The 14,491-nt window shown below is 66.6% G+C and carries 13 protein-coding genes; all 13 read left to right on the top strand.

Annotated elements, in window-relative coordinates; all coding sequences use genetic code 11:
• The first annotated feature begins 27 nt into the window (after window positions 1-27).
• The 13 genes from T31B1_RS04875 to hpnH all read left to right on the top strand — a co-directional run bounded on the left by T31B1_RS04875 (window position 28) and on the right by hpnH (window position 14,462).
• Window positions 28-741, top strand: coding sequence for a phosphorylase family protein (locus T31B1_RS04875; RefSeq protein WP_353248323.1), 714 nt, complete (start codon window positions 28-30; stop codon window positions 739-741).
• On the top strand, window positions 738-3,377 hold the full coding sequence (locus T31B1_RS04880; protein WP_353248324.1) for an MMPL family transporter: 2,640 nt from the start codon (window positions 738-740) through the stop codon (window positions 3,375-3,377). Before T31B1_RS04875 ends, T31B1_RS04880 begins: the two co-directional genes overlap by 4 nt.
• 64 nt (window positions 3,378-3,441) lie before the next feature.
• Window positions 3,442-4,086 carry a CDP-alcohol phosphatidyltransferase family protein gene (locus T31B1_RS04885; RefSeq protein WP_353248325.1) on the top strand — a complete coding sequence of 215 codons (645 nt, stop codon included), beginning with the start codon at window positions 3,442-3,444 and terminating at the stop codon, window positions 4,084-4,086.
• Between the two features lie 2 nt (window positions 4,087-4,088).
• A complete protein-coding gene (hpnA, locus tag T31B1_RS04890; protein ID WP_353248326.1) occupies window positions 4,089-5,096 on the top strand; it encodes a hopanoid-associated sugar epimerase in 1,008 nt (335 codons plus the stop codon).
• Window positions 5,093-5,620: a DUF2147 domain-containing protein gene (locus T31B1_RS04895; RefSeq protein ID WP_353248327.1), complete on the top strand. Its 528-nt coding sequence runs from the start codon at window positions 5,093-5,095 to the stop codon at window positions 5,618-5,620. Before hpnA ends, T31B1_RS04895 begins: the two co-directional genes overlap by 4 nt.
• Window positions 5,617-6,669 (top strand): catalase family protein, encoded by a 1,053-nt coding sequence (locus T31B1_RS04900; protein ID WP_353248328.1) that lies wholly within the window; start codon window positions 5,617-5,619, stop codon window positions 6,667-6,669. Before T31B1_RS04895 ends, T31B1_RS04900 begins: the two co-directional genes overlap by 4 nt.
• Before the next feature lie 11 nt (window positions 6,670-6,680).
• The gene (locus tag T31B1_RS04905; RefSeq protein ID WP_353248329.1) at window positions 6,681-7,451 is read left to right on the top strand and encodes a HalD/BesD family halogenase; all 771 of its coding nucleotides are present in this window, start codon (window positions 6,681-6,683) and stop codon (window positions 7,449-7,451) included.
• On the top strand, window positions 7,448-8,443 hold the full coding sequence (locus tag T31B1_RS04910; protein ID WP_353248330.1) for a lysylphosphatidylglycerol synthase domain-containing protein: 996 nt from the start codon (window positions 7,448-7,450) through the stop codon (window positions 8,441-8,443). Before T31B1_RS04905 ends, T31B1_RS04910 begins: the two co-directional genes overlap by 4 nt.
• Window positions 8,444-9,205, top strand: coding sequence for a phosphocholine cytidylyltransferase family protein (locus tag T31B1_RS04915; protein WP_353248331.1), 762 nt, complete (start codon window positions 8,444-8,446; stop codon window positions 9,203-9,205).
• Entirely contained in the window at window positions 9,202-10,836 is a 1,635-nt protein-coding gene (gene aepX / locus T31B1_RS04920; RefSeq protein WP_353248332.1) for a phosphoenolpyruvate mutase, read from the top strand. Before T31B1_RS04915 ends, aepX begins: the two co-directional genes overlap by 4 nt.
• A gap of 111 nt (window positions 10,837-10,947) precedes the next feature.
• Window positions 10,948-12,108, top strand: coding sequence for a phosphonopyruvate decarboxylase (aepY, locus tag T31B1_RS04925; protein WP_353248333.1), 1,161 nt, complete (start codon window positions 10,948-10,950; stop codon window positions 12,106-12,108).
• Between the two features lie 11 nt (window positions 12,109-12,119).
• Complete coding sequence (locus T31B1_RS04930; RefSeq protein ID WP_353248750.1) at window positions 12,120-13,184, top strand: 2-aminoethylphosphonate aminotransferase; 1,065 nt, start codon at window positions 12,120-12,122, stop codon at window positions 13,182-13,184.
• 135 nt (window positions 13,185-13,319) lie between these two features.
• Window positions 13,320-14,462 (top strand): adenosyl-hopene transferase HpnH, encoded by a 1,143-nt coding sequence (hpnH, locus tag T31B1_RS04935; RefSeq protein ID WP_353248334.1) that lies wholly within the window; start codon window positions 13,320-13,322, stop codon window positions 14,460-14,462.
• Window positions 14,463-14,491: the final 29 nt, after the last annotated feature.

Here is a 14,491-nt window from a genome sequence, read left to right on the forward strand (position 1 = left end):
AGGTCAACATCCGCACGGCCGATCGTCATGCCGGCCGGCATCGTAGCCGCGCTGCCCGGCGAGGCCCGGGCACTCGTCCGCCTGCGCGCACGCGGCACGGCCACGCTCGCCGACGGCAGTGTGGTCGCGCTGTCCGGCCTGGGTGCCGAGCGGGCGGCAACGACTGCACGCCAGCTGGTCGCAGACGGCGCGGATCGGCTGATCAGCTGGGGCAGTGCCGCCGCGCTGGCGCCGGCACTGACCCCGGGTGATCTGCTGCTGCCCCGTGCAATCGTGGCCGAAGGCGGGCGTCTCTATCCCTGTGACATGGCGATGATCCAGGCGCTGACGGCCCGGCTGGCGTTGACGCTGCGGATCCAGTGTGGCCCGCTGGCCGAGGCGAGCGGGGTGCTGGTCAACGTCGCCGCCAAGCAGGTGCTCTACGAGCGCAGCCGTGCGGTGGCCGCAGACATGGAAAGCGCGGCCATCGCGCGGGTCGCGGCCGAGGCCGGCATCGGCTTCATGGCCATCCGCGCGGTGGCCGACGATGCCCGAATGATCCTGCCCCCGGCCGCGCATGCCGCGGTCGACGACGATGGAGCGCTGCGGCCGCTGGCCATGCTGCGGGCGCTGGCCGGCCGTCCGCGATCCATGCATGCACAGCTGCGTGCGCTCAAGCAGCTGGCAGTCGCCTTCAAGGCGGCCCAGGACACTCTGGGCGTGGCGGCCGGCGCGCTCGTCGATACGTCGAAGGCGGCATGAGCCAGCGCGTGGCCCGATGGATCGCGGTGTGGGTGGCGTTCATGATGCGTCATGCCACGACCGTGGTGATTGCGGGCGTTCTCCTGACGGCGGCCTGTGGCTGGTATGCGGCGACGCATCTGTCGATGAATACCGACAACGCTGATCTGATCAGCCCGACGGTCGACTGGCGCCAGACTTATATCGCCTACCAGAAGGCATTTCCGGTCTATACCGACAACCTCGTCGTGGTTGTCGATGGCGCCACGCCGGAGCTGGCCGCGGCGGGTACCCGACGTCTGGCCAAGGCGATGCGTGCCGATCGCGATCATTTCGAATCGGTCTATGTGCCGGGCGGGGGCGACTTCTTCGCCCGCAACGGGCTGCTGTATCTGGATACGCCCGCGCTGGAGAGGCTGTCCGACCGGCTGGTGCGAATCCAGCCGTTTCTGGGCCGCTTGTCGGCCGATCCGACGCTGGTCACCTTTTTCGATCTGCTTGACCGTGCCATGGCGCCGGATACGGCGGTGGATTTCGACCTCGCGCCGATCTGGCGCGAACTGGACGCGGCCTTCGCCGCCAGCCAGGCCGAACAGTTTCATCGGCTGTCGTGGCAGCGCCTGATGGGCGGTACGCAGACGCCGGGGGTGTCCTCGCAGCGGTTCATCATCGCTGCGCCGGTCATGAACTACGAACAGCTGCTGCCGGCCGCCGGTGCGATGGCGCGCGTACGTGCGCTGGTCGCTCAGCTGGATCTGGACGCCGAGCACGGCATGCAGGTGCGCCAGACCGGCGAGGTTGCACTCTCCGACGAGGAGCTGGCCAGCGTATCGCGCGGGGCTGCGTGGGGAGCGGGTCTGGCATTGGCCGCGGTGGGGCTGATTCTGTACCTCGGTCTTCGCTCCTGGCGGCTGATGGCGGCGGCGCTGGCCAGTCTGATCGCCGGGCTGGTCGGCACCGCAGCGTTTGCCGCACTCGCTGTGGGCACGCTCAACCTGATCTCGATCGCCTTTGCAGTGCTTTATATCGGTTTGGGCATCGACTACGCCATCCATCTGTGTCTGCGCTATCGCGAGGCGCTCGCCGAAGACGGCCATCCGCTTGTCGCGCTGCCACGGGCGGCCAGCGATGTCGGGCTGTCGCTGCTGCTGTGTGCCATCACCACCGCCGCCGGGTTTTTCGCCTTCATTCCGACGCCGTATTCAGGGGTCGCCGAACTGGGCCTGATCTCAGGCACCGGCATGTTCATCAGTCTCGTGATCAGCCTGACGCTGCTGCCCGCCCTGGTGGCGATCATGGGCGGGCATCGCGGTGTGCGCCCCCTGGCCGGAGCGGCCATGGCCCGGCGAGTGCCCGTCATCGGCCCACGCGGCGCCCGGGTGATCTGGGTCGCCGCAGGGCTGACCGCGCTGGCCTGTGCCACGGCGTTGCCGTTTCTGCGTTTCGATAGCAACACGCTCAACCTCAAGGATCCGAGCAGCGAATCGGTCACGACCTATCGCGAGCTGCTGGCCGACAGCGATCAGTCGCCGCTGACGCTCGTGACCACGGCCGCCACGCCGTCGGCGGCCGACGATACCGCCCACCGTCTGGATGCGCTGCCCGAGGTTGCGCGAGCGCTGACCGTCAACGATTTCGTACCGGACGATCAGAAGGCCAAGCTCGCGATCATCGGCGATCTGGCCCTGACACTGGCGCTGGGCCCGCCGGACATGGGCCAGCCGGCCGAACCGGTCGCCCAGCAGCGCGCGATTGCCGATTTTGCCATTGCACTCGATCAATGGCTGGATCGTGCGCCCGATGACGAAGCCCGCGTGGCGGGCCGCCACCTGGCCGACACGCTCGCCGATTGGCAGGTCTGGTTGGGACAACGCCCGGCGGACCAACGGGCCCGTGTGCTCGCCGAGCTGCGGGCCAGCCTCCTGTCCGGGCTCGGTCCGCAGATCGAGACGCTGACCGCCTCGCTCGATGCGACAGGCTTTGATCGGGCCGGACTGCCGGCGGCGATACGCAGCCGCTGGATCGGCCAAGACGGCGCTTATCGTGTCGAAGCCTTCGCCAGCGGCGATCTGAATCAGCCGGCCGTGCTGCGTCAGTTCGTGGCCAGTGCTCAGGCCGTGGTGCCGTCGATTACCGGGGCACCGGTGCTGGAGGTCGCCGCCGGGCGGACAGTGGCCGACGCCTTCGCCGCAGCGTTCGTATATGCCGCGGTGTTCATTACCGTGCTGCTGGTCGTGTTGCTGCGCAGCCTGGCCGATACGCTGCGCGTACTTGCCCCGTTGGCGCTGACCGGGCTGATTCTGTGCGCGGTGTCTGTCTGGGCGGACATACCGCTGAATTTCGCCAACGTCATCGCCTTGCCGCTGCTGCTGGGCGTGGGCGTGGACAGCGGCATCCACGTAGTCCACCGCCTGCGCTCGCACCGACCTGCCGATGGCGCGTTTCTGGCCAGCAGCACGGCGCGTGCCGTCGTCCTGTCGTCGCTGACCACGCTGGCCGGCTTCGGCAGCCTGGCCTTTTCACACCACGCCGGCACCGCCAGTATGGGACAACTGCTGGGCGTCGGTATGGTTGCGATTCTGGTAACCACCCTTATTGTCGTGCCGTCACTCGTTGGTAATGCCAACGGTTCGTCGATCGATCGCCGCGATCGCTGACCGGACTGGCGTGCCACTGATCGATTGCACACAATGGAAGCACGACTGGGAGAGGGGCGTCGGCATGAATGAATCCTCGTACAACACCCCCGCAGATCGGCCTGCCGACCCGAGGCCGCTGGATGCGCGGCTGGCGCGTCGACTGGTGCGTCCGCTCGAGGCCACCCGTGCCACGCCCAATCATCTGACCACGCTGCGCCTGGTTTTGGGGCTGATCGCCGCGGCCTGTCTGGCGCACGGCAGCCTGGCCTGGGCGAACATCGGAGCGTTCGTGTTCGCCCTGTCGAACTTCGTCGACCATACCGACGGCGAACTGGCGCGCCTGTCCGGCCTGTCGAGCCGCTTCGGCCATTGGTACGATCTGATCAGCGACGTGGTCATTCATACCCTGTTGTTCGCGGCGCTGGGCTATGGCCTGCGTGATGGCTCACTGGGTCTCTGGGCGCCCTGGCTCGGCTTGCTGGCGGGCGCGGCGGTGGCCTTCATCTTCTGGCTGCATATGCACATGGAGTCGATACTCGGGAAAGCCGATGCGAGTCTGCCCTCGGCGCGCTATTTCGAGATCGAGGATGTGCTCTATCTGTTCCCGCTGGTCACGCTGTTCCAGATTCGCCTGCCCTTTTTGATCATGGCAGTGATCGGTGCGCCCATTTTTGCTCTGTGGCTGGGCGCCTACTTCATGCGCCTGCAGCGTCGATCGGCGGTCTGAGCGTGCGTGCGCTGATCACCGGAGCAACCGGTTTCGTGGGCAGTGCGGTTGCGCGCGCCGCGCTTCGCGATGGCATGACGGTGCGGGCGCTGGTACGTCCGAACAGCGATACCGCGGCGTTGACGGGCCTGGATATCGAACAGGCCGGCGGCACGCTGGCGGATCGCCCGGCGCTGGCCGCGGCCATGCGCGGCTGCGATACGGTCTTTCATGTCGCGGCCGACTATCGGCTGTGGGCACGCCGGCCGGACGATCTGTATGCCAACAACGTCGAGGGCACCCGGCATGTGCTCCAGGCTGCGCGCGAGGCGGGTGTGCCGCGCGTGGTCTATACCAGCAGCGTGGCCACCCTGGGATTGCCCGGTGACGGTACGCCCGGCGACGAGGACACGCCGGTGGGCCTGGCGGACATGGTCGGCCATTACAAGCGGTCCAAATTTCTGGCCGAGGAGGTCGCCCGCGAGTTCGCGGCCGACGACGCCGGCCCCGCGGTGGTGATCGTCAACCCCTCGGCGCCGATCGGCCCGCGCGACCACAAACCCACGCCTACCGGGCGCATGGTGCTGGATGCCGCGGCCGGCCGTATGCCGGCCTTCGTGGATACCGGGCTGAACGTCGCCCATGTCGATGACGTGGCGCGCGGCCATGTCCAGGCGTTGCATCACGGCCGGTCGGGTCGGCGCTACGTGCTGGGCGGCCACGACATGACGCTGGCCGAGATCCTCACGCTCGTCGCCGAACTCACCGATCGCCCGGCGCCGCGGGTGAAGTTGCCGCATGGTCTTGTGCTGCCGGTTGCGCATGCGGCCGAAGCCGTCGCGCGGTTGACCGGCCGGCCACCGTTCGTGACGGTCGACGGGGTCAAGCTGGCACGCAAGCGGATGTTTTTCTCGCATGCGCGGGCCAGCCGCGAACTGGGCTACGAGCCGCGCAGCGCGCGGGACGCGCTGGCCGACGCCATTGCCTGGTATTTCGCCCATCGCTATCTGCCGGGCGGGCGCCGGCCATGAGCCGGGCGCTAATCATGGCCCTGGTTCTGTGGCTGCCGGCGACGACCGCCTGGGCCGACGAGCCCGCTATGCCAGGCCAGGCCATCAGCGGTTTCTGGCAGACCGAGCAGGGTGAGGCCGTGGTCGAGATCCGTGCCGATCCGGACACGCAGACCTATAGCGGCCGGCTCGTATGGCTGCGCCAAGCGCGCTACCTGCAGGACGACCCACGCGGGATCGGCGGTCAGCGGGTGGTCGATCGCCACAACCCTGACCCCGACCGGCGAACACGGCCGTTGCTGGGTCTGACGCTGCTGACCGGTCTGGCTTATCACCCGCAGGCACGCGACGGCCGCGGGCAATGGCAGTCCGGGCGAATCTACGATACCGAGAACGGCAAGCACTACGACTGCTATGTGTGGCTTGCCGACGCGGAGCATCTCAAGCTGCACGGCTATGTGGGGGTACGTCTGCTGGGCCGGACCACCACCTGGACACGGGTCGCCGATCCGGCGCGAGTCGAACCCGAAGAGATGGAATCATGAACGCGTATGTGCGTTTTTCCGAAGATCTCGAGGTCGAACAGCCCGACGAGGATGCCAAGATCCGCGATATCGTCGAGCTGCTGGCCGCGACCAACCGCGCGACCTTCGAGTCGGTACGCCATGCCAAGCGCGACACCCACGCCAAGGGCCAGGGTTTCGTCAAGGGCACGCTGACCGTCGTCGACGATCTGCCCCCCGAACTCGCCCAGAGCCTGTTCGCCGGCCCCGGCCGTTACCCCGTGGTCATCCGACTGGCGACCGAGCCGGGTGCGATGCTCGACGACCGCCAGCCCGCAGCCCGCGGGCTGGCGATGAAGGTGTTCGGCGTGCCCGGCGACAAGATGGCCGGCGATGGCCGCACGACCCACGATTTTCTGTTCAACAACTGCCCGATACTGCCGCTGGCCGAGGTGACCACCTACCGCGAGATCCAGGCACTGCGGGCGCACTATGTCGACGACCCGGACGGCCTGGCCGATGCGATCGCCGCCCGCGACGACGCCGAGCTGCAGACGCTGTTCGAGCGGCTGCCCAATATTCATCTGCTGGGCAATGCCTACTACAGCCAGTCGGCGTTTCGCTACGGCGACTACGTGGTCAAGTACGGCCTGTTTCCCAACACCGACGCCCAGCGTGCGCTCGCCGAGCGTGAGATCGATGCGGACGACCCGCCCGGCGTGCTGACCGAATGGCTGCGCGATTATCTGGCGGCTGCCGAGGCCGGGTTCGACTTCCGGGTGCAGTTGCAGACCGATCCACGGACCATGCCGATCGAAGATGCGTCGGTGGACTGGGATCAGCGCGCCAGTCCCTATCGCACCGTGGCCCGGCTGCATATTCCGGCACAGGATCCGTTCACGCCCGAGCGGCGTGTCTACAGCGAAGACATACTGTCGTTCGACCCCTGGGCAGGCCGCGCGGATCTGCGCCCGCTGGGTTCGATCAACCGGGTGCGGGCCAAGGCCTATCGGGCGTCGTCGACTTTCCGCCACCGCATGAACGCGCGCGCCGAGCACGAGCCCGAGCATATCGACGAGATTCCCGACTGAAGGACGCTCCCATGACGACAGCCACCCTCAATGATCGGCCGGCGGATCCGTCGGCGTCGCCGGCGACCGGCTTTCTGGCCGATCTCGACACGGACGGCCTTGCTCAGCGGTTCGCCGGTGACGACGAGTTCCTGTTCATCGACCGGTTCCTTCCGCCCGAGACCAGCGAGCAGTTTGCCGCGCGCATCGCCTCACTCGAGTCGACCGTGCACCGGAATTTCATTCCCAAGCACAAGAAGGGCGGCAGCGTCAGCCGGTACACGCTCGACGAACTGGCTCCGGAAATACCGGCGCTGTATCGGAACCCGGAATTCATCGCCTGGCTGGAGCGGCTCACCGGCGAGTCGCTGCAGGTCTGCCCGGATTCCGATCCACATGCCTATGCGCTGTATTTCTATACCGAAGCCGGCGACCATATCGGCTGGCATTTCGATACGTCCTACTACGCCGGCAAACGTTATACGCTGCTGCTGGGTGTGGTCGACGACTCGTCCAGCCAGCTCGAGTTCGAGCTGTTCAAGCACGACGACACCCGCGAAACGCTGCGCGATGCGCGCAATCTACGCCCCGGGGCGATGTGTTTCTTCAACGGCGACAAGGTCTGGCACCGGATCACCCCGCTGGGTGACGGTGAGACTCGCATCTCGCTGACCTTCGAATACGTGACCGATCCGCATATGGGGCGATGGCAGCGGTTCGTGTCGAACATGAAGGATTCCATCGCCTATTTCGGATTCCGTCAGGTCTTCTCGCGCGCGCTGGGTCGCAAGAGCGCACGTTGAAGCGAACCGCGCTCATCATGGCGCTGGTCGGCATCGCGCTGTTCACGGCGGTGCTGGTCTGGCGCGGCGCGGCCGATATGGCCTCGGCGTTGGCGGCGGCCGGCTGGGGGCTGGTGGTGGTGGCCGCCTGGCATGTGCTGCCGCTGATCATCGACAGCCATGCCTGGCGGATCCTGTTCGAGCGCCCGCGTCCCGGCCCTTGGCGTATCGTCTGGGCGCGCTGGATTGGCGAGTCGATCAACGGCCTGTTGCCGGTCGCCCAGGTCGGCGGCGATGTCGCCAAGGCGCGCCTGCTGGTATTGCGGGGGTGGCCCGGCGCACCGGTCGGCGCGACCGTTGTGGTCGACACCACGTTGGCGGTGGCCACCCAGATGGTGTTCGCGTTGATGGGCGTGGCCATGCTGCTGGCCTTGCTCGACCGGCCTGAACTGGCTTGGGCGCTGGTGGCGGGCATCGCGGTCATGGCCACGTTGGTCGGGCTGTTCTACCGTCTGCAACGCGGCGGGCTGTTCGGTGGTCTGGCTGGTTTGCTGCACAAGCTGACGGGCGGCACGCAGGCGCTGGATTTCATCGGCAGCGGCCGCGAACTGGATCGGGCGATCGGCGCGATCTATGCCCAGCCCATGCTGACCTTGAGGGCGGCCGCCTGGCGTCTGTTCGGCTGGCTGGCGGGTGTCGGCGAGGTATGGCTCGCCCTGTATTTCCTCGGCGCGCCGGTCAGTCTGGCCGATGCGCTCATGCTGGAGGCCCTCGGCCAGGCGGTCCGCGGCGCGGCGTTCGCGATTCCGGGCGCGCTGGGTGTTCAGGAAGGCGGCTACGTGCTGCTTGGCTCGCTCATCGGCCTGTCGCCGGATACCGCGCTGGCGCTGTCACTGTCCAAGCGGGTACGCGAGCTCGCCTTCGGCATTCCCGGCCTGGTGGCCTGGCAGCTTGCCGAAGGCCGCGCCTTGCAGCGCCCGCGCCGTACCAAACATTCCGTTCAGGAGCATTGAATGCACGCACTTCTACTGGCCGCCGGCGTCGGCCGACGTTTGACCGAGATCACCGGCGGTGGCCCCAAGTGCCTGTTGCCGTTCGACGGGGCCAGTCTGCTGGAACGTCACCTGCGGCTGCTGGCCGACGCCGGCATACACCGATTGACCGTGGTCACCGGCTGTGAAGCCATGCAGATCGAGCAGGCGCTGGGCGCACTCGTGCCGCGGGTGGCGCCCGAGATGACCGTCGATACCATCGTCAATCCGGATTTCCGGCTCGGCAGCGCGCTGAGTGTGGTCGCCGGCCGGGCGGTGCTCGAAGCCGAAGACGACGCACTGCTGATGGACGCCGATGTTCTCTACGACGCACGCATGCTTAAGCCCTTGACCGCCGCGGCCGGCGCCGATCTGCTGCTCATGGATCGCGACGTGGATCCCAACGACGACGAGCCGGTCAAGATCGCGCTCCGTGATCAGGCGGTGGTCGGCTTCGACAAGCAGCTGCCCGCCGGTCTGGCCTACGACACCCTGGGCGAATCCGTCGGCTTCTTCCGGCTGTCGCCTGCCCGTGCCCGGGCGTTGGTCGCGAACTGTGAACGCCTGGCCGCACAGGACGCCGAGACGCCGCACGAACATGCGCTGCGCGATCTGCTGGCCGCCGAGCCGGACGTATTCGAGGTGGCCGATGTCACCGGCGTGCCGTGGATCGAGATCGACTATCCGGAGGATGTCGACCGCGCGGTCGACATCATCGCGCCTCGGCTCGAGGCGCTGGCATGAGTACGACCTCCGATGCACCCAGTCGTGCACGCCGGCTACGTGATCTGCTGGCCTCCGACGAGCTCGAATTCATCATGGAGGCGCACAACGGTCTGTCGGCCCGCATCGTCGAGGAGGCCGGATTCGCCGGCGTCTGGGCATCGGGGCTGGCGTTGTCGGCCGCTTTCGGCGTTCGGGATTCGAACGAAGCCAGCTGGACACAGGTGCTCGAGGCCGTCGAGTTCATGGCCGATGCTACATCGCTGCCGATCCTGCTCGACGGCGACACCGGCTATGGCAACTTCAACAATCTGCGCCGGCTGGTAACCAAGCTCGAGTCGCGCGGCGTGGCCGGCGTCTGTATCGAGGACAAGCTGTTTCCCAAGACCAACAGCTTCATCGACGGTGAGCGCCAGGCGCTGGCGGACGTGGATGAATTCTGTGGCAAGATCCGCGCCGGCAAGGATGCCCAGCGCGACCCGGATTTCTGTATCGTCGCGCGGGTCGAGGCACTGATCGCCGGCTGGTCTGTGGACGAAGCCCTCGAGCGGGCGCTGGCCTATCATGCCGCCGGGGCCGACGCGATCCTCATTCACGACAAGGCGCCCCGGTTCGACAATATCCAGGCGTTCGCCGAGCGCTGGGACGACCGCTGTCCGCTGGTGATCGTGCCGACCAAGTACTACTCCACGCCGACCGACGTCTTCCGTGCGGCCGGTATCAGCCTGGCGATCTGGGCCAACCATACGGTGCGCTCGGCGGTCACCGCCATGCAGCGCACCGCCCGCGAAGTGTTCGAGCAGCAGAGCGTGGCCGGCCTTGAGGACCGCATCGCACCCGTCGCCGAAATCTTTCGCCTGCAGGGCGACGACGAACTACGCGCCGCCGAACGCCGCTATACCGGATCCGACGCGCCGATCCACGCCGTCATGCTCGCCGCCACACGCGGCGAGGGACTGGAGCCGGTCACCGAGACGCGGCCCAAGGCCATGCTGGAGATCGGTGGCAAGCCGCTGCTGCGACGGCTGGTCGATGTATTCAAGGCACAGGGCGTTCACGAACTCACCGTGGTTGCCGGATACCGGGCCGATACGATCGACGTGCCCGGCGTACGCGTGGTCGAGAACACGGATTTCGAGCAGACCGGCGAACTGGCGTCGCTGGGTCTGGCGAGCGAACATTTCGGCAGCGACAACATCGTGCTCTACGGGGACCTGATCTTCCGCCGTCACGTGCTGGTCGATCTGCTCGATGCCGACGGCGATATCGTGGTGGTCGTGGATTCCGATTCAGCCGGCCCCGGCGAAACGCTGCGCGACCCGGCCTGGTGCAGTGCGCCCGATGATCGGTCGCTGTTCGCCCAGCGCGTCACCCTCGAGCACGTGGGTCGGAACGGCGCGCCCGAGACGGCCTGCTGCGGCCGCTGGATCGGCCTGATGCGCGCCCGCGGCGCCGGCCGGACGCATATTGCCCAAGCGATCGAAACACTGCGACAGCGGGGCGACTACGAGCAGGCCGGCATTCCGGATCTGCTGAATGTGCTGATTGGCGCCGGTGTGCCGGTCCATGTGGTGTATATCACCGGCCATTGGCTTGATGTGAACGACCTCGACGATCTGCGCGCGGCCAGCGATTTCGCCCATGGTGGCTAGCGTGTGCCACCGGCCGGACGTCGGGCCCACGCCGGCGACCTGGGCCGTCTGCATGTTGCACAACCAGGGCGTCCCGCGCGAGGATTTCGTGAATGCCAACAGGACCTTGCCATGATTCAGGCAAATGATTTCATCGACCGGGCGGCCGCCCGCGGCTACGATTTCTATGCCGGTGTGCCGTGTTCGCTGCTCACACCGTTCATCAATACGGTGATCGACGACGCCCGTCTGACTTATATCTCGGCGGCCAATGAGGGTGACGCGGTAGCCGCCGCCGCCGGGCGCGCGCTGGCCGGCCGGCCGGCCGTGGCGATGATGCAGAACTCCGGGCTGGGCAACGCCGTCTCGCCGCTGACCTCGTTGAACTGGGTCTTTCGGCTGCCGATTCTGCTGATCGTGACCTGGCGCGGCGAACCCGAGATCGGCGACGAACCCCAGCACGAACTCATGGGCCGGATCACGCCGGAGCTGCTAGAGGCGATGGAGATCGACTGGGAAGTGTTCCCGGACAACGCCCAGGCCATCGACGACGTGCTGGCACGCGCCGATCGCCACATGCAGGCCACCGGCCGTCCGTATGCGCTGGTCATGCGTAAGAATACGGTCGCCCCGGCGCCGCTTGTCGACCGCAGTTCGCCGAGCCAGAGCCGGGGGGCGATCACGTTTCGCCCGGCGCCAGCACGGTCCCGTCGGCTGCCGGGTGTGAGCCGGCGCCAGGCGCTCGAGCGGCTGGTGGAGTCCACCGACGTCGGACACGACGTGCTCATCGCCTCGACCGGCTATGCCGGACGCGAGCTGTACGCGGTGGCCGATCGACCCAACCATCTGTACATGGTCGGCTCGATGGGCTGTGCGCCGCTGCTGGGGCTCGGTCTGGCACTGGCCAGACCAGACCTGCGCGTGATCGTGATCGACGGCGACGGCGCAGCACTTATGCGGCTGGGCGGCATGGCCACGCTGGCCGCCTATGGGCCGACCAATCTCGCTCATCTGCTGCTCGACAACGGCATGCATGAGTCCACCGGCGGCCAGGCCACGGTCGCGGCGGGGCTATCGTTTGCCTCGATCGCCGCCGCCTGTGGGTATCGAACGACCTACGAAGGCCATGACCTGAGCCTGATCGACGATCTGCTGGCCGGTAGTTCGCAGGGCCCGGCATTTTCGCATCTGCATATCGAGCCGGGCATCGACGCCGCTTCGCTGCCGCGTCCGGCGCATGGCCCGACCGAGGTGCGCACACGGTTCATGGCCCACATCGGAGCCGCCGAATGAGCGCATCGGCGATGCGGTTGCTCAACCCAGGCCCGGTTACCCTCACCGACACGGTGCGCGGCGCGCTGGCGAGCGAGGACCTGTGTCATCGCGAACCCGAATTTGCGGATCTGCAACAGACCGTGCGTTCCGGTCTGCGTGCGGTCTACGGTCTGAGCGACGAGTGGGCGCCGGTCCTGGTGTCGGGGTCGGGCACGGCCGCCGTGGAGGCCATGGTCAGCTCGTTGCCCGGCGCCGATGCCCGGCTGCTGATCGTGGAAAACGGCGTCTACGGCGAGCGCATGGCCCGAATGGCCGAGGTGCATGGGATTGCCCACGAGCGCATGACGCTGGCCTGGGGCCAGGCGATCGATACCGCGGCCGTGGCCGAGTGGCTGCAGGCGGGGGCTTTCAGCCATCTCGCCGTGGTCCATCATGAGACCACCACGGGGCGGCTCAACGATCTAGAGGCCCTGGGTCGAGCGTGCACCGCGCGCGGCGTGGCCATGCTGGTCGACGCGGTGAGCAGTTTCGGCGCCGAGGCGATCGACTTCGACGCCCTGCCGATCGCGGCCGTGGCGGCCACGGCGAACAAATGTCTGCACGGAGCGCCCGGCCTGGCTTTCGTGATCGCCCGGCGAACCGCGCTGGCCCATGGGCAGCCGCGGACGCTGTATCTGGATCTGGCCGAGTACTGTGCCAAGCAGGATGCGCGCAGCACGCCGTTCACGCCCGCCATTCCGGCGTTTTACGCCCTGGCTGCCGCACTCGACGAACATGCCGCCGAGGGTGGCTGGTTTGCTCGTCGCAACCGGTATCGCCGCCTTGCCGCTCAGGTGGCTGACGGCCTTGCGGCACTCGGGATCACGGCCGTACTCGATGCCGACCAGTCCTCGTGTGTGTTGCGCGCCTATCGATTACCGGCGGCGCTGGACTATGCCACCTTGCACGACCATCTCAAGCAAACGGGCTTCGTCATCTATGCCGGGCAAGGCGGCCTGGCCGATTCCATCTTCCGGATTTCGACCATGGGCGCGCTCGACGAAGCCGATATCCAACGACTGATCGCAAGCGTGGCTTGTCTCGTGCACAATTGATTGCCTGTTTGCAGCAAGTTCGTCGAACAGGCTGTATAATGAAGCTATTACGCAGGTGGGTTTGATAGCCTGCCGCACCAGTTTTCGATACGCAGAACATCGCCTGCGTATCCGGTTAGATCCAAGAGGTTTCCTATGGCCGTCCCGCTGATTCAACAGTACCGCGTGGCTCGTTACATCATGGGTAAGAAGCTTGCGCGGCAGGAAAAGTATCCACTGGTGCTGATGCTTGAGCCGCTGTTTCAGTGCAACCTGGCCTGTGCCGGTTGCGGCAAGATCGATCAGCCCAAGGATGTGCTCAAACAGCGCATGTCCGTCGACGATGCGCTGGCTGCGGTCGACGAGTGCGGCGCGCCGATGGTCTCGATCCCCGGCGGTGAGCCGTTGATCCACAAGGAGATGCCGCAGATCATCCAGGGCATCGTGGCGCGCAAGAAGTTCGTCTATCTGTGCACCAACGCCCTGTTGATGAAAAAGAAGATGGACCAGTACGAGCCCTCGCCGTATTTCACCTGGTCGGTGCACCTGGACGGGCTCAAGGAACGCCACGACGAATCCGTCTGCCAGGAAGGCGTGTTCGAGAAAGCGGTCGAGGCCATTGAAATGGCGCGCGACCGCGGTTTCCGTGTGACCATCAATTGCACGCTCTTCGATGGCGAAGTGCCCGAGGAAGTCGCCGATTTCTTCGACTACGTGACCGACCTGGGCGTGGAAGGCATTACGGTATCGCCGGGCTATTCTTACGAGCATGCTCCGCGTCAGGACGTATTCCTGGGTCGCAGCACGTCCAAGAACCTGTTCCGGAACATCTTCCGGGCCGGGCGCGAACGCGGCAGCGACTGGAAGCTCAACCATTCGTCATTGTTCCTGGATTTTCTGGCCGGTAATGAGACCTACCAGTGCACGCCCTGGTCGAATGTAACCTACAACGTGTTCGGCTGGCAGAAACCCTGCTACCTGCTCGTCGACGAGGGTTACGAAAAGACTTTCAAGGGCCTGATGGAGAACACCGAGTGGGACAAGTACGGTGTGGGCCGCAATCCCAAGTGCGACAACTGCATGGCCCATTGCGGCTATGAAGGTACGGCGGTCGAGGACACCTTCGCGCACCCGCTCAAGGCGTTGAAGGTTATGCTGAAGGGCCCGCGCCTGAGCGGCGACTTCGCCGAGGAGTTGCCGATCGTCTACGGTGACCGCGCCGAGGCCACGGCCACGCGTATTCCGATCTCGGCGATCGGGCGCCGCGAGACCGGCGCCGCGCGAGACAGCGCGCGCTAGGCGAGCGGCCACCCGGTCACGGGCCGCCG

Source organism: Salinisphaera sp. T31B1, assembly GCF_040361275.1.
GTDB lineage: Bacteria > Pseudomonadota > Gammaproteobacteria > Nevskiales > Salinisphaeraceae > Salinisphaera.